The 23,141-nt window shown below is 62.4% G+C and carries 26 protein-coding genes and 1 tRNA gene; 19 read left to right on the top strand and 8 right to left on the bottom strand.

Translation table 11 applies throughout. The features are described 5' to 3' along the window. Positions 1–37: 37 nt before the first annotated feature. The gene (locus tag ACZ5IU_RS01815) at positions 38–376 is read right to left on the bottom strand and encodes a DMT family transporter (protein WP_464419925.1); all 339 of its coding nucleotides are present in this window, start codon (positions 374–376) and stop codon (positions 38–40) included. 197 nt (positions 377–573) lie between these two features. Here ACZ5IU_RS01815 and ACZ5IU_RS01810 point away from each other — a divergent pair, with 197 nt between their 5' ends. Further along, positions 574–1,878: an alginate lyase family protein gene (locus ACZ5IU_RS01810; RefSeq protein ID WP_464419923.1), complete on the top strand. Its 1,305-nt coding sequence runs from the start codon at positions 574–576 to the stop codon at positions 1,876–1,878. Positions 1,879–1,960: 82 nt separating this feature from the next. Here ACZ5IU_RS01810 and ACZ5IU_RS01805 read toward each other — a convergent pair whose 3' ends face one another. Together ACZ5IU_RS01805 and ACZ5IU_RS01800 are read right to left on the bottom strand one after the other, a co-directional pair. Continuing rightward, entirely contained in the window at positions 1,961–3,223 is a 1,263-nt protein-coding gene (locus tag ACZ5IU_RS01805; RefSeq protein WP_464419921.1) for a hypothetical protein, read from the bottom strand. Positions 3,224–3,588: 365 nt separating this feature from the next. Further along, entirely contained in the window at positions 3,589–4,428 is an 840-nt protein-coding gene (locus tag ACZ5IU_RS01800; protein WP_464419919.1) for an aminotransferase class IV, read from the bottom strand. Between the two features lie 91 nt (positions 4,429–4,519). Here ACZ5IU_RS01800 and ACZ5IU_RS01795 point away from each other — a divergent pair, with 91 nt between their 5' ends. Genes ACZ5IU_RS01795 through pgm form a run of 3 tightly spaced genes read left to right on the top strand, consistent with a single transcriptional unit; the run spans position 4,520 to position 8,351 of the window. Next, complete coding sequence (locus ACZ5IU_RS01795; RefSeq protein WP_464419917.1) at positions 4,520–6,106, top strand: FAD-binding protein; 1,587 nt, start codon at positions 4,520–4,522, stop codon at positions 6,104–6,106. Further along, positions 6,103–6,738, top strand: a complete 636-nt coding sequence (locus ACZ5IU_RS01790; protein WP_464419915.1) for a DJ-1/PfpI family protein — start codon at positions 6,103–6,105, stop codon at positions 6,736–6,738. Before ACZ5IU_RS01795 ends, ACZ5IU_RS01790 begins: the two co-directional genes overlap by 4 nt. Further along, on the top strand, positions 6,735–8,351 hold the full coding sequence (gene pgm, locus ACZ5IU_RS01785; RefSeq protein WP_464419913.1) for a phosphoglucomutase (alpha-D-glucose-1,6-bisphosphate-dependent): 1,617 nt from the start codon (positions 6,735–6,737) through the stop codon (positions 8,349–8,351). The genes ACZ5IU_RS01790 and pgm overlap by 4 nt, the downstream gene beginning before the upstream one ends. A gap of 188 nt (positions 8,352–8,539) precedes the next feature. Here pgm and ACZ5IU_RS01780 read toward each other — a convergent pair whose 3' ends face one another. From ACZ5IU_RS01780 to kdsB, 3 genes are read right to left on the bottom strand one after another with little or no spacing between them, the layout of a single operon-like run. Further along, positions 8,540–9,745: a DegT/DnrJ/EryC1/StrS family aminotransferase gene (locus ACZ5IU_RS01780; protein WP_464419911.1), complete on the bottom strand. Its 1,206-nt coding sequence runs from the start codon at positions 9,743–9,745 to the stop codon at positions 8,540–8,542. Further along, a complete protein-coding gene (locus tag ACZ5IU_RS01775) occupies positions 9,746–10,903 on the bottom strand; it encodes an iron-containing alcohol dehydrogenase (RefSeq protein WP_464419909.1) in 1,158 nt (385 codons plus the stop codon). It abuts the gene before it with no gap. A 42-nt stretch (positions 10,904–10,945) separates the two neighbouring features. Then, the gene (gene kdsB, locus ACZ5IU_RS01770; RefSeq protein ID WP_464419907.1) at positions 10,946–11,677 is read right to left on the bottom strand and encodes a 3-deoxy-manno-octulosonate cytidylyltransferase; all 732 of its coding nucleotides are present in this window, start codon (positions 11,675–11,677) and stop codon (positions 10,946–10,948) included. Between the two features lie 208 nt (positions 11,678–11,885). Between kdsB and ACZ5IU_RS01765 the strand changes: the two genes are divergently transcribed. The 7 genes from ACZ5IU_RS01765 (at position 11,886) to ACZ5IU_RS01735 (ending at position 16,530) form a co-directional block, all read left to right on the top strand. Further along, positions 11,886–12,689, top strand: a complete 804-nt coding sequence (locus ACZ5IU_RS01765; protein ID WP_464419905.1) for a prolipoprotein diacylglyceryl transferase — start codon at positions 11,886–11,888, stop codon at positions 12,687–12,689. Between the two features lie 226 nt (positions 12,690–12,915). Further along, positions 12,916–14,187, top strand: coding sequence for a CCA tRNA nucleotidyltransferase (locus ACZ5IU_RS01760; RefSeq protein ID WP_464419903.1), 1,272 nt, complete (start codon positions 12,916–12,918; stop codon positions 14,185–14,187). A gap of 69 nt (positions 14,188–14,256) precedes the next feature. After that, complete coding sequence (locus tag ACZ5IU_RS01755; RefSeq protein ID WP_464419901.1) at positions 14,257–14,622, top strand: helix-turn-helix domain-containing protein; 366 nt, start codon at positions 14,257–14,259, stop codon at positions 14,620–14,622. Positions 14,623–14,630: 8 nt separating this feature from the next. Further along, positions 14,631–15,038 (top strand): ImmA/IrrE family metallo-endopeptidase, encoded by a 408-nt coding sequence (locus ACZ5IU_RS01750; protein ID WP_464419899.1) that lies wholly within the window; start codon positions 14,631–14,633, stop codon positions 15,036–15,038. Then, positions 15,035–15,211, top strand: a complete 177-nt coding sequence (locus ACZ5IU_RS01745) for a hypothetical protein (protein WP_464419897.1) — start codon at positions 15,035–15,037, stop codon at positions 15,209–15,211. Before ACZ5IU_RS01750 ends, ACZ5IU_RS01745 begins: the two co-directional genes overlap by 4 nt. Beyond that, the gene (locus ACZ5IU_RS01740) at positions 15,212–16,015 is read left to right on the top strand and encodes a radical SAM protein (RefSeq protein ID WP_464419895.1); all 804 of its coding nucleotides are present in this window, start codon (positions 15,212–15,214) and stop codon (positions 16,013–16,015) included. It begins immediately after the preceding gene. Beyond that, positions 16,012–16,530, top strand: coding sequence for a YbaK/EbsC family protein (locus tag ACZ5IU_RS01735; protein WP_464419893.1), 519 nt, complete (start codon positions 16,012–16,014; stop codon positions 16,528–16,530). Before ACZ5IU_RS01740 ends, ACZ5IU_RS01735 begins: the two co-directional genes overlap by 4 nt. 120 nt (positions 16,531–16,650) lie before the next feature. On the opposite strand, the gene ACZ5IU_RS01730 is transcribed toward ACZ5IU_RS01735, so the two are convergent. Both ACZ5IU_RS01730 and ACZ5IU_RS01725 read right to left on the bottom strand, forming a co-directional pair. Further along, a complete protein-coding gene (locus ACZ5IU_RS01730) occupies positions 16,651–17,637 on the bottom strand; it encodes an asparaginase (protein ID WP_464419891.1) in 987 nt (328 codons plus the stop codon). Positions 17,638–17,649: 12 nt separating this feature from the next. Continuing rightward, positions 17,650–18,312, bottom strand: coding sequence for a lactate utilization protein (locus ACZ5IU_RS01725; protein WP_464419889.1), 663 nt, complete (start codon positions 18,310–18,312; stop codon positions 17,650–17,652). A gap of 171 nt (positions 18,313–18,483) precedes the next feature. Between ACZ5IU_RS01725 and ACZ5IU_RS01720 the strand changes: the two genes are divergently transcribed. The 8 genes from ACZ5IU_RS01720 (at position 18,484) to ACZ5IU_RS01685 (ending at position 23,044) form a co-directional block, all read left to right on the top strand. Further along, positions 18,484–18,837 carry a sigma factor-like helix-turn-helix DNA-binding protein gene (locus tag ACZ5IU_RS01720; protein WP_464419887.1) on the top strand — a complete coding sequence of 118 codons (354 nt, stop codon included), beginning with the start codon at positions 18,484–18,486 and terminating at the stop codon, positions 18,835–18,837. Beyond that, complete coding sequence (gene ffh / locus ACZ5IU_RS01715; RefSeq protein ID WP_464419885.1) at positions 18,822–20,177, top strand: signal recognition particle protein; 1,356 nt, start codon at positions 18,822–18,824, stop codon at positions 20,175–20,177. The genes ACZ5IU_RS01720 and ffh overlap by 16 nt, the downstream gene beginning before the upstream one ends. 43 nt (positions 20,178–20,220) lie before the next feature. Then, positions 20,221–20,493 carry a 30S ribosomal protein S16 gene (rpsP, locus tag ACZ5IU_RS01710; protein WP_464419883.1) on the top strand — a complete coding sequence of 91 codons (273 nt, stop codon included), beginning with the start codon at positions 20,221–20,223 and terminating at the stop codon, positions 20,491–20,493. Positions 20,494–20,499: 6 nt separating this feature from the next. Continuing rightward, positions 20,500–20,745 (top strand): KH domain-containing protein, encoded by a 246-nt coding sequence (locus ACZ5IU_RS01705; RefSeq protein ID WP_464419881.1) that lies wholly within the window; start codon positions 20,500–20,502, stop codon positions 20,743–20,745. Positions 20,746–20,753: 8 nt separating this feature from the next. Further along, complete coding sequence (rimM, locus tag ACZ5IU_RS01700; RefSeq protein WP_464419879.1) at positions 20,754–21,284, top strand: ribosome maturation factor RimM; 531 nt, start codon at positions 20,754–20,756, stop codon at positions 21,282–21,284. Further along, the gene (gene trmD / locus ACZ5IU_RS01695) at positions 21,281–22,537 is read left to right on the top strand and encodes a tRNA (guanosine(37)-N1)-methyltransferase TrmD (protein WP_464419877.1); all 1,257 of its coding nucleotides are present in this window, start codon (positions 21,281–21,283) and stop codon (positions 22,535–22,537) included. Before rimM ends, trmD begins: the two co-directional genes overlap by 4 nt. 24 nt (positions 22,538–22,561) lie before the next feature. After that, entirely contained in the window at positions 22,562–22,909 is a 348-nt protein-coding gene (gene rplS / locus ACZ5IU_RS01690; RefSeq protein ID WP_464419875.1) for a 50S ribosomal protein L19, read from the top strand. Between the two features lie 48 nt (positions 22,910–22,957). Next, positions 22,958–23,044: transfer RNA gene (locus ACZ5IU_RS01685), tRNA-Leu, on the top strand. The last annotated feature ends 97 nt before the right edge of the window (positions 23,045–23,141 follow it).

Genomic DNA, 23,141 nt, shown 5'->3' with positions numbered 1-23,141 from the left:
AGCGGGGTCGTGACAGTCTCTTTCGGAGAGCCGGATTTCATCGCGACAGGAACCAGATCCCCGCGACGACCATCGCGATTCCGACCGCCTGGGTCATCCGCAGGCTTTCGCCGAAAAGCGCGATCGAGACGACGGCGAGCGTGACCGCGATGCCGCCCGTGATGAGCGGATAGACGACGCCCAGCGGCAGTTTCGTCAGGGCGAGGCTGTACGTCACGAACGCCCCTCCGTAGCAGATCGCTCCGATGTAGATCGACGGCGTCCGCAACATGTGGAGCAGCGCGCCGCCGCCGGAAAGCGAGGTCATTCCGTGTTTCAGAAAGAGATTCGCGAGAACGTTCAGAAGCAGCGTTCCGATGACGTATCCCCAGGTCATGGTGTTCCTCCTTATAGAAGCGACAGGGTTTATCGGTGGAAACGAATCCGGCTTGGGAGTCGCGATCCGCACGGAACGACGATTCCCGGGTCTCCCGAAAAAAACGAGCGAATGTGAGACACCCGCACCGACACGACATATAATACCAGTTGTACGGGATGGGGAATCGCGCTGAACGGGATGGAGGGACGATCGGAATGCGACGGAATGTCTGGCGACTGTGGGTTTCGGGGATTTTTCTGTGCGGTTTTGTGTGTGCAATGCTTGCTTGGGCTGAGGTTGCGAACGCGCTCACGTGGATTTCCGAGGAACGGGGAAGTTCGTTTCTTCTGTACGAAGGGACGGAAATGGATTGCCTGTGGAAGAACGCGCGCATGAAAAACGCCGCGTTCCTGAGCGATGCCGAGAGCGGTCTCCTGCGCGAAGCCGATCTCGCACTCCGGACGCTGACGCAGACCGTGACCGAGAAGTCCGAGCACCCTGTCAGCGGCGACATTCATTACTACGCAAGCCTCGACCCGGAATATTTCCCGGTGATCCCCGGGGCCGGACGGAAGTACCTCCGCCGGGCCGGTGAGACGAACGGCGAAATCGAGCGCTACGACCGGTACGATTTCTCGCGGATCGTCGACATGACGCGTTCCGTTCACGCGCTCTCGGTCGCCTACTTTTTCACGAGGGACGAACGCTACGCCGTACACGCTGCGACGCTGCTCCGGACGTGGTTCGTCGCGCCGGAGACCCGCATGCGCCCGAATCTCCGATTTGCGCGCGGCTTTCCCGGAGGTCCGAAAGGGCGCCCCGATGGGATCGAAGAAGGGGCTCTCTTCATTCCGCTCCTCGACGACCTCAGAATGCTCGACAGGTCGAACGCGTTGACCGGCGCGGACAGAAACGGACTGATCGGGTGGTTCGACGCGTATCTCGCGTGGCTCTCGAAGAGCCCGTTCGGGAAAAAAGCTCTGAAGACCCCGGGACGTCTCGGGGTGTGGACGAACGCGCAGATCGCCGTCTTCGCGGACTTTCTCGGGAAGCGCGAGACGGCGCGCCGGGCCGTTCTCTCCGGGCGGGGGCAGATCGACCGGAACATCGAGCCCGACGGTGTCCTGTCGCGTCAGGTGCTGTCGCCGAAGCCTCAGGAGGATGTCTTTTCGACGCTTGCGGGGCTGGTTACCCTAGCCCGGATCGGGGAGAAGACCGGAGTCGATCTCTGGGGGTATCGTTCGAAAGACGGCCGGACGCTGCGTGAGGCGTTCCGCCTTCTCGATCCGTATCTTGAGGGGGCGTCGCCGTGGCCCTGGGGGAAGAGCAACCGACCGTCGCTCGAAGCGTTCTCGAGATACCTCGCGATGGCGTCGTCCCGGTGCGGAGGGGGACGTTTCGACGCGGCGGTTCAGGCCATCCTCGGGGATTCGATGGGAGACGAGCGACTTTCGTCGGACTCGTTCCTCGGGTTGTTCTGCACCGGAAAGAGCGCCTTCCTGCGCCCGAAGAAGAATTGACGGGAAGGGGCGCGTCCGGGATAGCTCCGGAAGGAGGATGCCGGTCGTCCGGGTTGCGGGCGACCGGCATCTCTTTCGTGCCTCAGCGTCCGTGAAGCATCGGCGCCGCGATGAATGGGATACGCTTTTTCGTCAGCGCCTCGGCGGTCCTGTTGACGGCCGCGTGCTTCCCGAGGTAGTTGGCGAGAAGTTTCGGCATGTCGCCCGACGCGATGACCTCCGACTTGTCCCTGAAGTAGTCGAGGATATCCGACGGGTGATCGAGCGTCATTTCGAAATCGGGGTCTCCGCCCTCGTGCTTCGCCGAGATATTCGGAATCCCGCGCGCGACCTCGAGAAGATCGTCCCGTCTGCAGTACGGCTGCCGCACGATGCTCTTCCACGTTTCGGTGATATGGTGTTCGATTCGGACCTTGTCCTCGAGTCCGAGGAGCTTCCGGACCCTGCCGCAGAGCTCGAGATTCTCCGCATCGACGGAGTTCGACAGATTGAATCCGATCAGCGGCGTCGATCCGTCCTCCCGGGCGAACAATCGCGCCATCATGAGCGTCCAGAGGACCGCGTAGGGGTTGTCGTTCCCCATGAAGACGGAGATCTTGAACCGGATGTCGATCCCCAGGCGGTAGAGCAGGTACCCGAGGAAGACGGTACCCGGGTTGATGTTGAGGATCTCGTTGACGCCGTACTTCGTGTAGTAATAGAGCGCCTCGTCGATCCACATCAGGGGATGTCCGTTCGGCTGGCCTATGCCGCCGAAATAACCTGTGATCGTCTCCGGGCCGCCGAGATGGACATTCGAGCCGTCCGTTCCCTTCGTGTCGAGCGTCTCGACGAGGCTCGCGCCCATGATCCGCGCCGCCGCCCGGACCGCGATAATGTCTCCGTCGTCGCGTTCCTGCTCTTTCATCTTCCTGACGCGGATGAAACGCCCGGGCATGAGTTCGCGTTTGTCGATGGCCTGTCGGGCCTCCTCGATAACCCACGGGAAGTACTGCAGTGCGCTGATTTCCAGAGTCACGGCGCGGCTTTCGTCGAAGAACGCCCCCTGCGCTGCGTCGCCGAGAACCTTTTTCCGGTATTCGCCGATTCCGACGAAGGCGCCCCTGTCACGTTCCCGCGTGAGCCATTGCAGATCCTCGAGGTAGGGAGAATCCATGTTGGCGAGACGGGCCAGCATGTTCGTCAGGCAGCCCGCCTCGGCCGCCTTCGCGTTGATCTCTTCGGGGGTGCCGTATTTCGACACGACGCGAAGCACATCGGCGATGACCTCGTTCGACGGATCCCCAAGAAAACGGTTGATCTCCTCAAGAACCGGAACCTGAATCGCAAAGCGATCCTGCAACATTTCGTTCCCTCCCCGTATCAGAATTCATCTCGCCGGATGAAACATGACAATCCTACGTCGGTATATCCGGCGGGTCAAGAGACTTTGATGCTTTTGTCGCAGTTTTTTGATCAAAGAGACGTTTTTACGGCGCTATTCGGACATGAGAATTCTTTCGTCTTCCAGGAACGTCGATCTTTCCCTGCTCCGGAAAGTGGCCGGCTACGGAACGGTGCTCCGGAAAGTGGCCGGCTACGGAACGGTCGCCGATGGATGCCGACGGTGTCGGATTCTCATAAAAGAAAAAACCCCTTCCTTATCTCACGAAAAACAGAGAAAAGTACGGAAGGGGGCACGATTCCAGTGTGTCTGGAAGAGTGGAGGTGTCAAAGAGATCGATCCTGCTCCAACAACCGCTCTCGATTCCTGAAGAAAAGGTCGCGCAACTTCCGCGTGACCGGTCCGGGGTGTCTTCCCGCAACGGCACGGTCGCCGACGTGGTGGATCGGCAGGATCTCCTTGACGCTCCCCGTGATGAACGCTTCGTCGGCCCGCACGACATCCTCGAGCGCGACGGTGCGGTATTCGACCGGGATTCCCGTCGCGACGGCGAGGTCGATCATGATCCGCCGCGTCACCCCGGGCAGGACGATGTCGTCCGGGGCGGTGACAAGATGTTCTCCGAAGACGAAGAAGACGGAGCTCGTCGCGGACTCCGTGATGCGTCCGTCCGGGCAATAGAGCGTCTCGAAGGCCCGCGACGACGGATCCTTCATCGTCATCGGCGTGACATAGTCGATGGTCTTCGCGCGGGGCAGCGGACGCGCGACCGGGATCGGATCAAGGGAGATCCCGGCGAGGTACTGTTCCTCGCTCCATTTCGTCAGCGGCAGGAAGTGGACGTAAAAGCGCGGGGCGGGGAAGCATCCGGCCTCTTCGACGTCGCCGCCCGTGAAGAACATCTTGACGAGCGTCTCGTCTCCCCTGAGCCGGATTCCCTCGCGGATCACGGACGCGACCTCGTCCTTCGGGATGCAGGTCCGGATTCGCAGAAGACGCGCCGACTCGAAGAACCGATCGATATGTTCCGCGAGCGCGAACGGACGACGGTCGTAGGTCCTGGCGGTGTCGAAGACGCCGACACCCCGCTGGAGCGAGAAGTCCGTCGTTGGGATCGCGCACGACGACGGATCGGAGAATCGGCCGTTCATATAGCACAAACGCATGTGTGGGTCACCTCGCGATTTCGGAATGAATGCCTGTGGAAAACCATTATACTTGTACGGAAGACCGATGTGCGAAACCGGAGGTGGTTCGATGGGATTCACGGTAGTTCTCGGAGGCGGCGGGGCGGGACTCGTCGCGGCGATCGCGGCCCGAAAGGCCGGCGCGGACGTTCTCGTACTGTCGAAGACGAAGATCGGAACGTCCTGCTGTACGTCGTATTCCGGCGGAGGGTTCTCGATTCCTCCCCGAAAGGACGAGGGCGCCGGCATATTCCGGAAGTCGACGCTGTCCGTCGGGCGGAACGTCAATCATCCCGGAATGCTCGAGACGTTCGTGACGGGCTGCGAGGCTGGGCTCAGGGAGATCGCTTCGTGGGGCGTCACGCTGCGTTTCACGGACGAAGGACACGCGTGGTCGAACGAAACGGCTCCGAACCCCGTCATGGGCGGAGGCGGGATGGTCTCGCAGCTGGTCGCGATCGCACGCTCGGAAGGAGTTCGGTTCCTTGAAGACGTGATAGCGGTCGCCGTCAGAACCGTGAACGGGGCGGTCGCCGGAGTCGAGGCGATCGAGTGGCGGACCGGGAAGGCGCACGCGATCCCTGTGTCGTCGGTCGTTCTGGCGACGGGGGGCGGCGGGAGGATCTACGAGCGGACGGACAACCCGGCGAGGATGACCGGAGACGGATACGCGCTCGCGCTCGATCTCGGGCTTTCCCTGCGGGACATGGAGTTCGTGCAGTTCTATCCGCTCGGTCTCGACGAACCGGATCTTCCCGTGTGGATGGTCGGCCTTCCGATCGTCGATCTCGTGCGCCTGACGGACGGCTCAGGGCGCGAATTCATGAAGGAGGCGTTCGCGTCCTGGGGGCTCAAAAACGGATGGGAGGCGAACTTCCTGGCCCGGGACCGGTCGGCCCGTCTGGTACAGTCCGTCTGGGACTCGGGCGACGCCGCGACGCTGCATTTCGAGGACCTTTCCGGAGACGTGCTCCGGTCGAAAAAGCTTCAGGAGCTTCTCATCGTCGCTCCCGAAGGGATAACGCAGGGGAAAGGGCGTCCGGTCCGCGTGCGGCCGATCCAGCATTACTTCTGCGGCGGCGTGACCGTTGACGGCAATGCGGAGACGTCCCTCCGGGGACTCTTCGCGTGCGGCGAGGTGACGGGCGGCGTCGACGGCGCGAGCCGGATCGGAGGCAACGCGCTGACGAACCTCGTGACGTTCGGACTTCTTGCGGGCCGGAGCGCTGCGACGTGCGACGGGGAGGCGGAGCCGTTCGAGCCGGAATCGGCCGAACGGCTCCTGAAGGGGCTCTCCGGCGGGACGACATCGCCGGAATCGATCCGAAAAGAGATCGCGTCGGTCGTCGAGTCATCGCTCGGACCCGTAAGGGACGGCGCGACGTGTCTCGCGGCCGCGGAGTCGTTCGACGCGCTCCGGGAAAACGTCCGGGCCGTTCGGGGGACTCCGGGAATGGAGCTTCTCCACGCGCTCGAGCTTCGCGGGCTCCTGAGCACGGCGACAGCCGTCGCGCGTGCGGCCGCTTTCCGCGAGGAGAGCCGGGGAACGCACTTCCGACGGGATTTCCCGGAGGAACGCGAGATCTGGGGACGCCCCGTTCTCGTATCGCTCAAGGACGGGAAGATCGTCGCCGCGGCGGGGAGTGACAAGTCATGAAGCATGTCGTGATCTTGACGTTTCCGGGGGTCGAAGAGCTCGATTTCGTGGGACCCTACGAGGCGTTTTCGATGGCGGAGGCGATCCGGCCGGAGAGCTGCCGCGTGGAATTGGTCGCGAAGACGGCCGATCCGATCGCGGCGAGGCACGGATTGCGATTCTTTCCGGACCGCGCCTTCGACGGATGTCCGGAGGCCGATATCCTGATCGTCCCCGGCGGGGCGGGGCGACTGAAGGCGATGAAGGATCCGGAAATCCTGTCGTTCGTGCGCCGGATCGCCTCGTCTGCGGAGTTCGTCGCGACCGTCTGCACGGGAGCGTTCATCGCGGCTGCGGCGGGCCTGCTCGAGGGCAGGCGGGCGACGACGCACCACTCGGCGTTCGCCGAACTCGAGGCGTTCGGCGGAGTGACGCTCGTGCGGGATCGGATCGTCGATGCGGGAGACCTGCCGTCGCCGGACGGAAAAGCGGGATGCCGAATCCTCACGGCCGGGGGCGTGAGTTCGGGGATCGACCTCGCCCTGGAAATCATCCGCCGGATCTACGGAGACGAATCTTCCGCACTTGTCCGGGAACGCATGGAATACCCGGAATGTCCGTCCTCCTTCGGAGGAGAAGGGAGCGTTCGATGAGCACTTCCGGCAACGCCGGAGAGATTCTTCGCGAAAGGTTGCAGGACGCCTATTACGCGACCCTTCCCGACCCGGGGAACCCGGGGCATGCTGTTGCGTTCGGGACGTCCGGGCACCGGGGGAACGCGCTTTCGGGGTCGTTCACCGAGAGCCATATCATCGCGATCTGCAAGGCGATCGCCGAACACCGGAAGACGCTGCGGGCGACGGGTCCGCTCTTTCTCGGGATGGACACGCACGCGCTCTCGCTTCCGGCGTTCCGGACGGCCGTCGAGGTCTTCGCGGCGAACGACGTCGACGTCATGGTCCAGGAGGGCGAGGGGTTCACGCCGACGCCCGCGATCTCGCGCGCGATCCTCGTCTACAACAGGGGCAAGAAGAGCGGCTTCGCGGACGGCGTCGTCGTCACGCCGTCGCACAATCCGCCGGAGGACGGCGGCTTCAAGTACAATCCTCCCGAGGGGGGGCCTGCGTCGCCGGAATCGACTTCGTGGATCCAGAACCGCGCCAACGCGCTGATCGCGGAGGGGACCGGGGCGGTCGCGAGGATTTCCTATGAGCGCGCGCACGAATCCGGGAAAGTCCACGCGATTGATTACGTCCTTCCCTACGTCCGCGACCTCGGAAACATCATCGACATGAAGGCGATCCGCGACGCGGGAATCCGCATCGGCGTAGATCCGATGGGGGGATCGAACGTCGCGTTCTGGGACCCGATCGCGTCCGAATACGGCCTGAACCTCGAGGTCGTCAACCGGACCGTGGACCCGTCGTTCTCCTTCATGCCGCCCGACAGGGACGGCAGGATCCGGATGGACTGCTCCTCTCCGTGGGCGATGAAAAATCTGTGCGCGATGAAGGATTCGTTCGACATTTCCTTCGGGACCGACCCGGACAGCGACCGGCACGGCATCGTGACCGCGGGCGGAGGGCTCATGCAGTCGAACGCGTTTCTCGCGGCGGCGGTCGACTATCTCTTCGGACACCGGCCCGGGTGGGACAAGACCGCAGGCGTCGGGAAGACGGCCGTGTCGAGCGCAATGATCGACCGCGTCGCGGCGGGGCTCGGGAGGCCGCTTTTCGAGACGCCCGTCGGCTTCAAGTGGTTCGTTCAAGGGCTTCTCGACGGCTCGCTGGGTTTCGGCGGGGAGGAGAGCGCGGGGGCGAGCTTCCTTCGCAGCGACGGGACCGTCTGGACCACGGACAAGGACGGCATCATCCTCGGGCTCTGCGCGGCCGAAATCCTTGCCGTGACCGGCAAGGCCCCAGACGTCCTCTACGGGGATCTCGAAAAGCGGTACGGCGCGACGACGTACGAACGCATCGACGTCCCGGCGACGGGGGAGCAGAAGGCGCGGATCAAGCGGCTCGCGGCCGACCCCTCGCTCGTCGGAAAGGGGACGGCGACGACTCCGGAAGCGGTCCTCACGAACGCTCCGGGAAACGGCGCGTCGCTCGGCGGGATCAAGGTCGTATTCGGTGACGGCTGGTTCGCGGTTCGTCCGTCCGGGACGGAGGACATCATCAAACTCTACAGCGAGAGCTTCTCCGGTGAGACGAGTCTCAGGCGGCTGCAAGGAGAGGCGTTCGGGCTTCTGGGCATCGAGCGCTAGTGTTTCGTCGCACAAGTGACGTACATATCAAAACTTGGATTCCCCATCGCCGCGTTCGGCTTCCAGTGGTTCCGAAGGCGTGAACTCCGGCGGCGATGAGTCGCGAGGAGCGTCAGAAAACAAAGAAGCGGGAAGCCTCTCCGGTACGGATGGGCTTCCCGCTTTCGTCTGCGTCCGTTGCGTGCGCCCTAGAGCGCCGCTTTCGCCGCCGTCGCGATCGCGCCGATCATTGCGTCGAGCTGCGATTCCGACGTGTTGATGTTGAGCGAGTACGCGACGGTCCGTTCGAGGATTCGTTCCGTGACCTCCCAGTCGACCGGACGGTACAGGGGCGTGTCCTCGGAGTAGGGGCAGTCGTGCGGGCAGCGGATCCGGGACCAGGTCTGCCCCTCGCGGAGCGTCCGCCAGTGTTTCGCGAAGTGCCACGTGTTGCCCGAAAGAATCCCGCATCCGAAGCCCTTTTCCTTCGAGGCCTTCTGGAAGCGCTTCGCCGCGTCGGCGTCGGGAAGGATGAACGCGACCTGCGTGGCGATCTCGCCGCTCCGGTCGGGGAGCGCCCGAAGCGAGAGCCCCTTGAAGTTTGCGACGGTCTCCAGGATGCGCTTCTTTGTCGCGCGGAGCGCGTCGATGGCTCCCTGAATCTTTGAAAGCTGTACGAGCCCGAGCGCCCCCTGGATCTCGCTCATCCGGAAGTTGAACCCGAGGCACGCCTTCCCCTCGGCGCCGCGGTCGATGGATTTGTCGTGAATGTGTCCGTGGTCGTGGTAGTACTCCATCTTCCTGTACAGCTCCGTGTCGTTCGTGACGATCAGGCCGCCCTCTCCGACCGTGATGAGCTTGTACGGGTCGAGGCTGTACGCGCCCCAGCGTCCCATCGAGCCGACGAAGCGCCCCCTGTAGGTCGCCCCCATCGCCTGGCACGAGTCCTCGATCAGGTCGAGACCGTAGCGCTCGCAGAGGGACGCGAACGCGTCCATGTCGGCCGAGGCGCCGTACATGTGGACGGGCATGACAGCCTTCGTCCGTTCCGTGATGCACCGTTCGGCGGACGCCGGGTCGAGGTTGAGGCTCTCGTCGATGTCGGCGATGACCGGAATGGCGCCGCACTCGAGGATCGCCTCGACGCTCGCGATGAAGGTGAACGCGGACGTGACGACCTCGTCGCCCGGGCCGATTCCCATGGCGCGGAGCGCGACGTAGAGCGAGGCCGTGCCGCTGTTGACCGCGAGCGCGTGCTTCGTCCCCATCATCGCGGCGACGGCGTTCTCGAATTCCTCGACCCTGTAGACGCCTCCGCGCGTATCATTGAACGAATAGCGGTGAACCATCTTGCGCTTCAGGCAATCGGCGACCGCGTCGATTTCCCTCTGGTCGAACATCTCGAATCCGGGCATTTAGAAGACCTCCTCATATATGGCGATGCAATCCTTTTCGGTGATATCCCTCGGGTTGTTCGCGATCGGGCGCGCGACGCCCATCGCCTTGGCCGCCATCGTCGGGAACTGGTTCGTCGCGATCCCTGCGCCGAGGTCGCGCAGCGTCCGCGGAAGGCCGAGATCCGCGACGAGCTCTCCGATCAGGTCGGCGCACAGAAGCGCGCCGTCGCGTTCGGGAAGGTCGACCGTATCTCCGCCGAGCAGCGCGGCGGCTTCCGCGAAACGCTCGGGCGACGCGAACGCGTTGAAGCGGGCGACGTGCGGCAGCAGCAGTGCGTTCGATACGCCGTGCGCGACGCCGAACATCCCCCCTAGGGGGTAGGCGATCGCATGGCACGCGGTCACGCCTGCGTTCGCGAGAGCGACGCCGCCGAAGAGCGCAGCAAGCATCATGTTTTCCCGCGCTTCTGCGTTCGCGCCGTTGAATGTCGCGATGCGAAGATGCTTTCCGATCCGGCGGATCGCCTCGCGGGCGAACATATCGCTGAACGGGGACGCCTGTCGGCTCGTGAATGCCTCGAGCGAATGCGCGAGCGCATCCATCCCCGTCGATGCCGTGACGGAGGGCGGCATAGACGCGGTGAGATCCGGGTCGAGCAGCGAGCAGTCGGGGTAGAGGTAATCGCCGTTGATGCCCCCTTTGACGCCGTCGCTCCGGCGGATCAGGACAGCCGTGAACGTGACTTCCGATCCGGTTCCCGCCGTCGTCGGAATCATGATCTTCGGGACGCCGGGTTTCGTGACGAGCCCGAGTCCCTGATACGCGGCCGCCGATCCTTCGTTCGTCGCGAGAACCGAGACGGCCTTCGCGGCGTCGAGGCAGCTGCCGCCGCCGAGTCCGACGACGATATCCGCGCCTTCGGAACGCGCGATCGCGGCCGCGCGGTCGACCGTCTCGACGGACGGCTCCGGTTCGACGTCCGAGAAGACGGAAACTGCGCATCCGGCCGCGCGGAGGCTGTCGGCGATGCGGCCGGCGGTCCCGAGCCGCGTCATGGTTTCGTCGGTCACGAGGAGCGCGCGACTGCCGCCGAGCGCCTTCGCCTTTTCACCGGCGAGGGAGGAAACCCCGGACCCGAAAAGAATCCTGCCTGCGAGAAACATGTTCCACTGCATGATGTCACCTCTTCGTTTCGGATATGTTCGCATCAAGTTGCGTTATCGGACGCCGTGCGACCGGATGTACGCCTCGCACGAGGCGATGTCCTCCGGACAGTCGATCTCGATCGTGTCGCGCCCGCACGGAACGCAGCGGATCGAATACCCCATCTCGAGGACGCGGAGCATTTCCAGACTTTCGGTCCGTTCGAGCGGCGTCTGCTTCCATTTCATGAACGAGAGCAGAAAGTCCCGTCTGTACGCGTACGGCCCGATATGCTTGTAGTAGTCGGTCGCCGCGTTCCTCGGATAGGGAATCCGGGACCGGCTGAAGTAGAGCGCCCTGAACGACCGGTCGAAGACCATCTTGACGATGTTCGGGTTGTCGATTTCCTCTTCGCGGTCGATGCGTTTCGCGAGAACGGCGAGCGAGGACGAGGAATCCGACTTGAGCGCGTCGACGAGCGGCGAAATGAAATCCGGACCGACGAACGGATCGTCGACCTGGATGTTCAGGACGATCTCCGCATTGTGGCGTTCGGCGACCCAGGCGACGCGGTCGCCGCCGCTCGGAAGGTCGGGCGGCGTCATGACGGCGTTTCCTCCGTGATCGCGGACGACCTTCGCGATGCGTTGATCGTCCGTCGCGACGACGATCTCGTCGAGTCCGGGAGTCGCGCGGACTCCGTCGAGGACGCGCAAAACGAGCGGGATCCCTCCGATCGGCACGAGAGGCTTTCCCGGGAGTCGCGTGCTCCCGTAGCGAGCGGGAATGACAGCGAGGGTGGACATTCGTTGGACCTTCTTTCGTGTCTCTGTTTTGTGACGGACATTAGTATTATCACGGCCGAAAATCAGGATTGGCGTATGGTAACACGATATGACAAAAAGATGTGATCTCTTGGGCCGATGCTGGACAATGGAGGAAAGAGTCCGTAATCTATGTGACGCACGACGCGGTGAAGCGCCGTACCGTTTCATCTTTCTATGGAGGGATCGTATGTACCCGACACTGGCAACAGTCTTTGGAATTCCGCTGACGTCGTATTACATATTCTGGACGCTGGCGCTGTGCATCGGAGTCCTCTGGACGCAACGCCGAGCCGTGCTGAATTTCGATGTGGATATCGACGCGGTGTCATCGGTCATCACGTGGTCGTTCGTCGCGATGCTCGCCGGTGCGAGAATCGGCGGCTATTTCGACAACTGGAGCTATTACGCGGCCCATCCGGATCGGATCTGGATGTTTTGGGAAGGAGGGCTTTCGTCGACGCCCGCGTTTCTCGGGGCGGGGATCGCGGGCATCCTCCTGTGCCGGAAGAAGGGCATCCCCGTCTGGAAGCTCGCGGATGCCGCGAGCGTTCCCGCGGCAGCGACCTATGTCGTCGGACGGGTCGGGTGCTTTCTCAATGGATGCTGTTCCGGATTCCGGACGTCCTGTCCGCTTGGCATCCACTTTCCGGCCGATCCTCACGGAGTCTTGCGACACCCCACGCAGCTCTACTATTCCGCGATTTCCGTCGGAATCCTGCTCGTTCTCCTTGCCGTCGAACGTCGCATGCGTTGCGCGACGCGTCCGCAGGGCGCAGTGCTCTGGCCCCTGTTCATGGTCCTGTTCGGGGCGATGCGTTTCGTGGTGGACACGCTACGCGAGGGAGATCGGTTCTTCGGCCTCCGCGTCGGACAGATCGTCGGACTCGGAGTTCTCGTCCTCGGAGCGATCTGGCTCGCGCGGACGCTTCTGTTCGCTCCCCGCGCCGAATGTGGCGGTGAGGACGGTCCTGGGGGTGAGAACGAAAAATGAAGGACGGGCGGAGGATCGGTAATTTCGCGTACGATACTCCTGCGGGTATTTTACGGTACGTTGAATCCCGAATAGACGTACACTCGGTCCATGGAGGTGGGGCTCATGGACTTCAAGTCGATCCTGTTTCTTCTGGTGACTGCGGTTCTCGTCGCGGGCGCGGCTCCGTTCCTCTTCCCCGCCGACGGCAGGCAGTAACCCGTCTTTTCACGGGAGGGGCGCTCCCGTGAGATCGCGTCTTCCGGATTTTTGTTCCATTCTCGCCGCGTTCGAGGAAAAGGGATATGCCGCGTTTCTTGTCGGAGGGAGCGTCCGGGATCTCTTCCTGGGACTCCCTCCGTGTGATCTCGACGTCACGACGGACGCTCCTCCGGAGGCGATTCCGTCGGTCTTTCCCGACGTTCGCCGCGTCGGCCCTTCCCGGACTCCCGTTTTCATCCTTCCGCACTGCGGACTTCCCGTCGAGATCACCTCTCACGCGGGATGGTCGCTCGAAACGGATCTCTCGCGACGGGATTTCACGGTCAACGCCATGGCGATCGACGTTCGTGGCGTTCTCATCGACCCGATGGACGGATCGCGCGACTGTTCGGCGCGAATCCTCCGTTTTTGCGGAGACCCTTCCGACAGGATCCGCGAGGATCCTGTCAGGATCCTCAGGTTCGCGCGGTTCGCGGCCACCCTGCCGGGATTTTCGCCTTCGGACGACATCGTCCTTCCGTGCAGGAATCACTGCCGGGAACTTTCTCGCGTCTCGGTGGAGCGACTCACGGCGGAAGTGAGAAAAGCGCTTTCCGGCGATCCTCTCGCCTTTTTCGATCTCCTCGACGGAACCGGCGCGCTCGGAGTACTCTTTCCGGAGGTTGCCGCGCTGCGCGGAGTGACACAGGACCCGGTGGTCCACCCGGAAGGCGACGCGTTCGAGCACACGCGCGCGTGTCTTTCCGCCGCGCGTGCTCTGCCCGGCGATATCAGGCTTCGCCTCGCCGTGATTCTCCACGATATCGGGAAGTCCTTCTGCCGGACCATCACCGGAGAGACAATCCGTTTCCCGGACCACGAGGACGCCGGAGCCCGCATGACGAGAGGAATTCTCGAACGAATGCGCTTTCCTTCGTCGGAAACACGGGACACGACCGCGCTCGTGCGGCTTCACGGCCTTCCGCTCCGTTCGCTTCCGCCTGAGGGGCTTGCGGAACTGTTCTGCGAGCTTGGGGAAGATCGCATGAACCTCCTTTTCATGCTGAGCTGGTGCGACATGGCGGGAGGTCGCGGCGTGAGGGACGCGTGGCTCGAGAATCGTCGCGCCGCGCTCGGAATCGTCGCGCGTGCGCTTCGTGAGCGGGAGGTCCTGCGCAGCCGCGCGTTCGGCAGGCCTTCCGACGCCGACGGAACCGCCGGGGAGAATTGGGGACCGGAACGCGGGAACGACTACAGGCGGCTTCGGCTTCGATACCTCGCGGGCCTGCTGCCTGACTGCGATCGGGGAGTGACATGAGACAATGAGTAAACATTCTGTTATAATACATATGGAATGTACGACGTCTCAGGGTCGGAGGGATATGCCATGAGTCTGGGAATGCGGATCAAGACTCTCCGGAAGGCTTCGAAGCTCACGCAGCAGGGACTTGCTGACAGGACGGAAGTCAGCAGGATATACATCCAGGCGCTTGAAAGCAACAGGCGGATGCCGTCGATGAAACTCCTCGGACGTCTCGCGGAAGCGCTGAGCGTCGAGGTCGAGGATCTCGTCAAAGCCATTCCGGGGGAAGCGGGCGGACGGGTTCATCTTGAGGAAGTACTGGACAATCAGCACCAGGTGGAGATATGGTACCGGAGTAAGAAGCTCTCCCACAAGGAACTGCAGTTCGTTCAGCGACTGATTGACGCGGCTCTGACGAAGTGGGAGGGAGAAGAGAGTTCGGGAGAGTGATTTCTCCGGTGCAGGCGGCTGTATCGTTCGATTTTCCGGCGCCCCCTGAATTCTTCCCACCGTGGGTTCGGGAGGAGTCGGCGTCGTGGCGCAACATGAGCGAGTTCGACGTTCTCGTGAAGGCGGAGGAAGTTTCCGGGAAACGCATCGATGTCCGGAAGGAGGTCATGCCCGCGTCGCTCTGGGGTCTCCACGTCGCCAGAAAGGAGCGGGTCATGATCTTCGTGAACGCGGCGCTTCCGCCGTTCTGGCGTCGGTTCGCGTTTTTCCACGAAATCTATCACGTCCTGCACCACCGCATGGGAGAAGAATTCTGGCGGCGGACAGCCACACCCCTGTCGAGCTTCGAACATCAGGCCGACCTGTTCGCGTGGGGCGTTCTCTGGAGGGAATGGCAGGAGGGGGAGGACGCGTGAGGCGGATCCCCTTTTTTCTGCCGATGACCTCCTGTCCCCGGAGGTGCGTCTACTGCGACCAGAACAGGATCACCGGGATTACAGGCGTTCCGACGCCCAACGATGTCGGCGAAACGCTCGCCTCTCTCGACGGGCCCGTCGAAATCTGTTTCTTCGGCGGAAGTTTCACGTGAATGCCTCCCGATGCCCAGCGGGCATATCTCGACGCGGCGATGACGGCTCCCCGAGGGACGACGATCCGTTTCTCCACCCATCCCCGGTGCGTCACGGACGAACGCCTTGCGCTCGTGGCTCCGTACCCGATATCGATGATCGAACTCGGGATCTCTTCGCTCGACGACGATGTCCTTTCCGCGTGCGGACGCGGGTACGAAGGAAGCGATGCCCTTTCATCCGTGTCGCGCCTTCTGGATCTGGGATTCGGGACCGGCGTCCAGCTCATGATCGGGCTGCCCCGCCAGACGCCGGAGAGCTCGCTCGAGGATCTCCGGCTGCTCGCGGCCGTCAAGGGGCCGCGGGATATGGCGCTCCGGATCTACCCAACGCTCGTTCTTCCCGGGACGGATCTCGACGGACTCTGTACGGCCGGATCCTACGAACCGCTCGGCATCTCGCGGGCGATCGAATGGACGGCCGTGATGGTCCTTTCGGCGCTCGATCTCGGTTTTTCGCCTCAACGCATCGGACTTGCGGAGACGGAGTCCCTGAAGGCCTCCCGCCCCAAAGGACCGTATCACCCGGCATTCGGAGAGTTCGCATGGGCGGAGTCGCTGTCGGCGCTGCTTGCGCGAAATTCTGCGACGGGCCCGTGGGCGGTCTCGGAACGGGCGTTTTCGATCCTGCACTCGCACGCGGCGTTCGGAGTCCGGAAACTTGCGGAAAGAACGGGAAATTCTCCCGCTCTCGTACGGTCGCATCTCCGGTTCCCGGCTGCTGCGTCACGAAATATACCGAAGAGAGGCGTGACATTCCGATGAACGAACTGGCGGATCCCATACGCAAGGTTGAGCGCTACCTAAAGGAAGTCGGGTGCGCCGCACCGATTCGTACGACCGACGATACGATTTTCACGGTCGAGGACGCGTCGCGCGCCGTCGGCGCCCCGGCCCGTGAAATTCTGAAGAGCCTGATGCTCTTCGCCGACGATCGTCCCGTTCTCGCACTCATGTCGGGGGTCAATCGCGTCGACCTGAAGAAGGTCAGGAAGTTCCTGAACGCGCGGAAGGTGAAGATGGCTTCGCCCGAGTGGGTCTTTGAGTACTCCGGCTTCCGGATAGGGGGCGTTCCTCCCGTGGGATACCCCGACCGACTGCCCGCGTTGCTGGATGAAGACCTGTTCCTCTTCGAAACCGTCTGGGCCGCGGCGGGGACGGACCACGCGTTCTTCCCGGTGTCGCCCGAAGAGCTCGTGCGGATAACCGGGGGAACGGCGACGGATATCAGGAAGGCGGATGGCGGAACCGACGGCGCGCCTGCGGGAGGAGACGCGTAATCTCTCGCGGAGCGTCGCCGCAAAAGAGGAGCGGTCCACTTTACATGAATCGCCGAAAGGGGGACCGCTCTTCGTTATTTTTATCCAGCGACGCGAAGCGAAGCCTGCCCGGTGTCCCTTCTATATGTCGAGAAGGTAGTCCTGTAGCGATTTCCCTTGCAATCCCGCGCCGATGCCCACCGCAAGCTTCAGTCGCGCCTTCAGCGGAGTGAGCCCCCCCGCGTCGAGGACGCCCATCTCGAGCAGTCTGGAAAAGCTCCCCTCGTGAGAGAGGCAGCTCCGTGTGCGCCCTCCGACGCATCGGCTCGTCACGGCGACGGGTATTCCCTCCCTGACGACGGTCCGGATATGGGGAAGCCACGAAGGAGGGACGTCGCCGTTTCCGAACCCCGAGAGGAGCAGACCGTCGAGTGACTTGGTCTTCGCCAGGGCGATTCCCTCGAGGACGATGTCGCCCCCGCCGAGCGTCGCCTGGATCAGTTCGACGTTCCGGGCGGGCGTCGATACGCTTTCGAGCACCTTGGAGCGTTTCGCGGCGCGCAGCATATACAGGTTTCTTTCGACGATTTCGCCGACGGGCCCCCGGTCTGGTGCTGCGAATGCGCACCGGCGTTGGTTCGCGACTTCGCAGACCTCGGAGGCTGAAAAGAGGAGATCGTGCGCGCAGAGCAGGACCCCGAGCCCCCAGCACTTTTCCGAGGATGCGGCGCAGAACGCCTGGGCGAGATTCAGAGGGCCGTCCGATCCCCGGCTGTCGTGGGGGCGCGTCGCGCACGTGAAAATAACGGGCTGGGGGTACGCCCATAAAAGATCGGTCAGATAGGCCATCTCCTCGATCGTGTCGGCGCCGCACGTCACGACGATGGCGTTCGTTCCTTCGCGAACCAGTTTCCAGAGAATCTGGACGAGGTCCATGGTCATCCGGACGGAATAGTGGGCGCCGGGCTGATGGCTCCAGTCGAGCGTCCGAATGCGGGGAAGGATGTCCTCGGGAACCAGCCGGAGGAGTTCCTCCGGGGGAACGGCGGCCCCCTGCGGGGATTCCTTCGCGCGTATGACCATCTCTCCGCCCGCGACGACAAGCGCGAACGCCCCCTGCTGCGTCATGGCCGGTCGCTCCTAATAGCCCAGTTCTTCGCCGACGATGATGACATGGGTCCTTCTTCCGGATGTCGGCCGCTCGAGAATGAGGACGGCCCGGCAGACGCGCGTTGACGCGTCGCAGTCGACGCAGTGCCCGACCTTGCTGCATGGAGTGTCGATATGGAGTCGAAGCGCGTTCGGGGGCGTCGCGTGATCCCGGATCCGTTTGAGCGCCGTCTGGATATCGGGCGATGCCTTGTTGATTCCGATCACGTAGACGATGGGGTTGTCGGCCCAAGCCATGGCGCTCACGCGATTGCCGTTTCCGTCGATATTGACGAGCATTCCGTCGTATGTTATGGCGTTCGAACTCGTGAGGTAGTATTCGGATGCTGCCTCGTCCTTCCAGGCTTGTTTCCGCCGCTCGGGGTTCATGGAAGGATCCCAGTGATGCGATATCCGGCAGCCGCGTTCCCCGAGTTTTTCGAAGGCGCCGATCTCGCGTATGGTGACGGAGCCTGGAATGCCGACGCTTGTGCCTTCGGGAATGATTCGGAGAACAGCCTCCAGCGCCTGCTCCTTCGTGTCGGCGTATTCCGCGACGAACCCCTTCGCGGAAAGCGCCCTGACGATCGTCTGTCCGAGAATTCTGCGGGATGCCCGTTTCGATTCCTCGAAAACGCTGACCGGATCCGGCATAGTGTCCCCCTCCCGTATCTTCGTGAGGCTGAATTCGTTTCCCATAGGGAAGTCGTGATTATGATTGCAGGAAAAACAGTGTTTGTCCAGTCCTCATGCTGTCAAGCACACGGCCTTGACAGCATGTCGGCGGAACACTATAATTCTTTCGCCGTACGTAAGGAGGGCGCGATGGACGTGCACGCCGACGATGTCCTTGCACAGAGAATCCGTCTCAACCAGCTGTACGACGTGTACGCTCCGCTTCTGACGGACAAGCAGCGGGAAGCCTTTGAGCTCCACGAATGTTCGGATCTCTCTCTCGCGGAAATGTCCGAACGTCTCGGAGTCACCCGCCAGGCGGCGCACGACCTCGTGCTCCGGGCACGGGAGCGCCTCGAGGATGTCGAACGGACCCTCGGTCTTCTGGCGAGGATCTCGCGTCTCGAGGCCCGAGTCGCGGAGCTTGAAGTCCGTCTCGGGGATACCGGAGAGTACGGCGGTGAAATCGGAGGAGAGGATCCGGAAGAATGTTCGACGCTCTGAGGGAACGACTGGAAGGTATCTTCGACAAACTCAAGGGAAAGGGCAAGCTGACCGAAGCCGATGTCGACTCGGCCCTTCGCGAGGTTCGCCGCGCGCTCCTCGAGGCCGATGTCGACTATAAGGTCGTCAAGTCTCTCGTCGAGGGGATCCGGGCGAGAGCCGTCGGTCGCGACGTTCTCGAGTCGATAACGCCCGCACAGCACGTCATCGCCATCGTATACGAGGAGCTCGTGGCGATGATGGGCGTCGAAACGGTGCCTCTCGCGATCGCCCCGAAACCGCCGACGGTCGTCATGATGGTCGGTCTTCAGGGAAGCGGAAAGACGACGAGCACCGTTAAGCTCGCGAGGCTGCTCTCGCGCGGGCACTCGCCACTCGTCGTCGCGTGCGACCTCAGGCGTCCCGCCGCGGTCGAGCAGCTGAAGGTCCTCGCCGCTCAGACGAAGGTTGGTTTCTTCGGACCGGAAGCGGGGAAGAACGATCCCGTCGCAGTCGCCGAAGCCTCCGTCGCCTATGCGGCGGGACATCTGAACGACGTCATCCTGCTCGATACCGCCGGACGGTTGCACGTCGACGAGGATCTCATGAACGAGCTCGTCGTTCTGAAACAGACGATGCGCCCGACCGAAGTGATCCTCGTTCTCGATGCGATGACGGGACAGGAGGCCGTTCGCGTGGCCTCGGCCTTCCACGAACGCCTCGGCGTCACGGGTCTCGTTCTCACGAAGCTCGACGGCGACGCCCGCGGAGGAGCCGCGCTCGCGGTCAGGTCCGTCACCGGCGCTCCGGTGAAGTTCGTCGGCATGGGAGAGGGAATCGACGCCCTCGAGCTTTTCGACGCGAAGCGCATGGTGCAGCGGATTATGGGAATGGGCGACGTCATCGGGCTCGCCGAGAAAGTCCGGGAGGTCACCTCGCAGGAAGACGTCGAACGTATGGCGGATTCCATGAGGAAAAACCGTCTCACGCTCGAGGATCTCCTCATGCAGCTCGAGCAGGTCGAGAAGATGGGGCCGCTGGAAAAGATTCTCGATCTGATTCCAGGGGCTTCGAAGCTCAAGGTCGATTCCGGTGATCTCGATCCGAACCGCCTGAAGCGCGTCAAGGCCGTCATCCAGTCGATGACGCGGCAGGAACGGCGAAACCCCGCGATCATCAAGGGGAGCAGGCGCAGGCGGATCGCCGAGGGGTCGGGAACGAGCGTTCAGACCGTCAATCAGGTGCTCAAGCAGTACGAACAGATGAATCAGCTCTGGAAGCAGTTCGGGAAGGGGCGGAAAGGCTCTTCGCTCGGGAGGTTGTTCGGAGGGAAGGGGTTCGGATCCCCCTTCCGCCAATGACGTCATAAAAGGTAACACACAGTATCGATGGAGGTGTATGTGAATGGCGGTGCGCATTCGGCTTGCGCGGCACGGGAAAAAGAAGGTTCCGTTCTACAGGCTTGTGGTGGCGGACTCTCGTTCTCCGAGGGACGGGCGGTTTATCGAGCAGATCGGAACGTACGATCCTCTCGAAGACCCGGCGAAGATTCTTGTGGACGAGGAACGTGCCCTGCACTGGCTCAAAAACGGGGCTCTCCCGTCCGATACGGCGCGAGGACTTCTGAAGCAGGCAGGTGTCTGGGAGAAGTTCTCTCCGCAAAAGAGCGCGGAATAGAGCGATATGCCCGATTACGGCGATCTCGTCCGATATATCGTCGAAAAGCTGGTAACCCGGCCTGAAGGCGCGACGGTTGTAGCGGAATCGAACGATCGGGGCATAACGGTGGTCACGATCCGGGTCGACCCCGAGGATATCGGTCGCATCATAGGGAAACGGGGCGCCACGATCAACTCGATCCGGTTGCTGTGCAAGGCGGCGGCGGTCAAATCCGGAGAGAGAGTGGAAGTGGACATTCAGGAGGAGTGACGTCACTCATGGCAGGGAGAGAAATCGTTATCGGGATGATTACCGGGCCTCACGGCATCCGGGGGGAAGTGAAACTCTTTCCGCTGACGGATTACCCCGACCGCTTTCTTTCCATGGATCGTCTGGAGCTTCGCCGTCCCGACGGTCGCCCAATGGGAACGCTCACGATACGGAATCTTCGCTGGGAGGACAGCAATCGGGTATTTCTTCTCGAGAGCGAGGAACTTCAGGATCGTTCTGCCGCAGAAAGACTACGGGGCACACGGGTCGTCGTCGACGAGGGCGATCGCGTCGAACTCCCGGAGGGAGAGTTCTGGATCGATGGAGTCGTCGGTTCCCGGGTCCTGGATGACGAAACCGGAGAACCTCTCGGCATCCTGACCGACGTGTACCAGGGAGGGGCGCAGGATATCTTCTGCGTCGAATCGGACGACGGAAAAAAACATCTGATTCCGGTTGTCTCTTCGTTCGTCGCTTCGGTGGATCCTGAACTGAAAAGAGTACGAATCCGACTCATCGACGGTTTGTGGAACGTATGAAAGTAACGGTGCTCACCGCTTTCCCGGAGTTCTTCGAGAGCTTTCTCGGAACGAGCATCATCGGGAGAGCGGTTTCGAAGGGGCTTCTCGATGTCCGTGTCGTGAACCTTCGGGATTTCGGCATTGGCAGGTACCGTCAGATCGACGACTATTCCTACGGAGCCGGCGGAATGGTTCTCATGCCGGGACCGCTTGGCGAGGCGCTTGACGCCATCGGCGAAGATCGCGGGAAACCCTTTGTGGCGTATCCTTCGCCGCAGGGAGGCGCGATTACGCAGGAAATGATCGAAAATCTCGCGTCGCGGCCGCACGTCTGTTTCATCTGCGGTCACTACGAGGGAATCGACGAGCGGATTTCCGAACACAGGGTGGATCTTGAGTTTTCGATCGGAGACTGTGTCCTGACCGGCGGGGAAATTCCCGTGATGACGGTCATCGACGCGATGGCACGTCTCGTTCCGGGGGTCGTCGGACGCGGCGAGGCGGTCGAGGAAGATTCCTTCTACAGAGGAATGCTCGATCATCCGCATTACACGCGTCCGGCCGTCTGGGAGGGGCATGGAATCCCTTCCGTCCTCGCGTCCGGAAACGACGCGCTCGTCGACGCGTGGCGCCGGCGCCAGGCGGTCGTGAGGACGCTTTCGAGAAGGCCGGATCTTCTCGGCAGGGCGGATATCCGGCCCTACCTTTCGGGGGGGGTATACGTCGCGCTGCTGCACCATCCGGTCCGGGACCGGGAGGGGCGGAAGACGACCGCCGCGCTGACCGGGCTCGATGTTTCCGATGTCTGCCGGTCGTGCGCGACGTACGGGATCGACCGACTCCTCGTGGTCACGCCGCTGAAGAGTCAGCGCGAGATGCTTGGCGTCCTGGTCCGGCACTGGACCGAAGGGTACGGCGGGACGCACAATCCCGACAGGGCCGAGGCGTTCAGGCTCGTCAAGTGGGTTCCGGGGCTCGAGAGAGCGGTGGAGTGGATTCGCGACAGGGAAAAGAAAGATCCGTGCATCGTCGGAACGAGCGCATCGCCTCATGCGGGAGCGGTACCGGGACTCGAAGTGAAGCGGATGGTCCTCGAAGGTGATGCCCCTCTCCTGTTCGTTTTCGGAACGGCTCACGGACTTCACGACGACGCGGTGCGGCAGTGTACGATGATGATGTCGCCCATTGCGGGCGGCAGGGGAGGATATAACCATCTGGCCGTAAGAAGTGCGGTCGCGGTGGTGCTTGATCGTTTTTTCGGCTGGAGATAACACGAGCGGTAAGGAGGGCTTGGCATGAATGCCATAGAGTTGGTGCAGAAAAAGTACACGAAGAGCGATATTCCCGATTTCCGTCCCGGCGATACCGTCCGGGTACACGTGAAGGTTACCGAGGGGACCAGACAGCGCATCCAGATGTTCGAGGGCGTCGTCATCGCGCGGAAACACGGCGGACTCGACGAAACGTTCACGGTCCGGAAGATTTCGAACGGCGTCGGTGTGGAGAGGATCTTCCCGCTGCATTGTCCGTCGCTTGACCAGATCGAAGTGAAACGCGCGGGCAAAGTCCGGAGGGCGAAGCTCTATTACCTCAGAAGACTTAGCGGGAAGGCCGCTCGGATCAAGGAACGAAGGCCTTCGTAAAAACGTATTGACGTTCCTTGCGGCGGCGAGTATAATTCCCTTCGTTGCGCGGGGGTGGCGGAACAGGTAGACGCGCAAGGCTAAGGACCTTGTGGCCGTTAGGCTGTGGGAGTTCGAGTCTCCCCCTCCGCACCATAGAAGAAAAGGGCTCCTTCCTCATGGAAGGGGCCTTTTTTATTCTCCGCACGATTGCCGAATGTACCGTTCATTTGCTACACTGTACGAAATTACG

It is taken from the genome of Lactivibrio alcoholicus (genome assembly GCF_055390895.1).
The sequence above is the reverse complement of the archived record's forward strand: the minus strand, read 5'-3'. Positions and strand labels throughout refer to the sequence as shown.

Coding starts and splice junctions, on each gene's coding strand:
- ACZ5IU_RS01815 (WP_464419925.1), bottom strand. CDS start 376: ATGACCTGGGGATACGTCATCGGAACGCTGCTTCTGAACGTTCTCGCG.
- ACZ5IU_RS01810 (WP_464419923.1), top strand. CDS start 574: ATGCGACGGAATGTCTGGCGACTGTGGGTTTCGGGGATTTTTCTGTGC.
- ACZ5IU_RS01805 (WP_464419921.1), bottom strand. CDS start 3,223: ATGTTGCAGGATCGCTTTGCGATTCAGGTTCCGGTTCTTGAGGAGATC.
- ACZ5IU_RS01800 (WP_464419919.1), bottom strand. CDS start 4,428: ATGCGTTTGTGCTATATGAACGGCCGATTCTCCGATCCGTCGTCGTGC.
- ACZ5IU_RS01795 (WP_464419917.1), top strand. CDS start 4,520: ATGGGATTCACGGTAGTTCTCGGAGGCGGCGGGGCGGGACTCGTCGCG.
- ACZ5IU_RS01790 (WP_464419915.1), top strand. CDS start 6,103: ATGAAGCATGTCGTGATCTTGACGTTTCCGGGGGTCGAAGAGCTCGAT.
- pgm (WP_464419913.1), top strand. CDS start 6,735: ATGAGCACTTCCGGCAACGCCGGAGAGATTCTTCGCGAAAGGTTGCAG.
- ACZ5IU_RS01780 (WP_464419911.1), bottom strand. CDS start 9,745: ATGCCCGGATTCGAGATGTTCGACCAGAGGGAAATCGACGCGGTCGCC.
- ACZ5IU_RS01775 (WP_464419909.1), bottom strand. CDS start 10,903: ATGCAGTGGAACATGTTTCTCGCAGGCAGGATTCTTTTCGGGTCCGGG.
- kdsB (WP_464419907.1), bottom strand. CDS start 11,677: ATGTCCACCCTCGCTGTCATTCCCGCTCGCTACGGGAGCACGCGACTC.
- ACZ5IU_RS01765 (WP_464419905.1), top strand. CDS start 11,886: ATGTACCCGACACTGGCAACAGTCTTTGGAATTCCGCTGACGTCGTAT.
- ACZ5IU_RS01755 (WP_464419901.1), top strand. CDS start 14,257: ATGAGTCTGGGAATGCGGATCAAGACTCTCCGGAAGGCTTCGAAGCTC.
- ACZ5IU_RS01740 (WP_464419895.1), top strand. CDS start 15,212: ATGCCTCCCGATGCCCAGCGGGCATATCTCGACGCGGCGATGACGGCT.
- ACZ5IU_RS01735 (WP_464419893.1), top strand. CDS start 16,012: ATGAACGAACTGGCGGATCCCATACGCAAGGTTGAGCGCTACCTAAAG.
- ACZ5IU_RS01730 (WP_464419891.1), bottom strand. CDS start 17,637: ATGACGCAGCAGGGGGCGTTCGCGCTTGTCGTCGCGGGCGGAGAGATG.
- ACZ5IU_RS01725 (WP_464419889.1), bottom strand. CDS start 18,312: ATGCCGGATCCGGTCAGCGTTTTCGAGGAATCGAAACGGGCATCCCGC.
- ACZ5IU_RS01720 (WP_464419887.1), top strand. CDS start 18,484: ATGGACGTGCACGCCGACGATGTCCTTGCACAGAGAATCCGTCTCAAC.
- ffh (WP_464419885.1), top strand. CDS start 18,822: ATGTTCGACGCTCTGAGGGAACGACTGGAAGGTATCTTCGACAAACTC.
- rpsP (WP_464419883.1), top strand. CDS start 20,221: ATGGCGGTGCGCATTCGGCTTGCGCGGCACGGGAAAAAGAAGGTTCCG.
- ACZ5IU_RS01705 (WP_464419881.1), top strand. CDS start 20,500: ATGCCCGATTACGGCGATCTCGTCCGATATATCGTCGAAAAGCTGGTA.
- rimM (WP_464419879.1), top strand. CDS start 20,754: ATGGCAGGGAGAGAAATCGTTATCGGGATGATTACCGGGCCTCACGGC.
- trmD (WP_464419877.1), top strand. CDS start 21,281: ATGAAAGTAACGGTGCTCACCGCTTTCCCGGAGTTCTTCGAGAGCTTT.
- rplS (WP_464419875.1), top strand. CDS start 22,562: ATGAATGCCATAGAGTTGGTGCAGAAAAAGTACACGAAGAGCGATATT.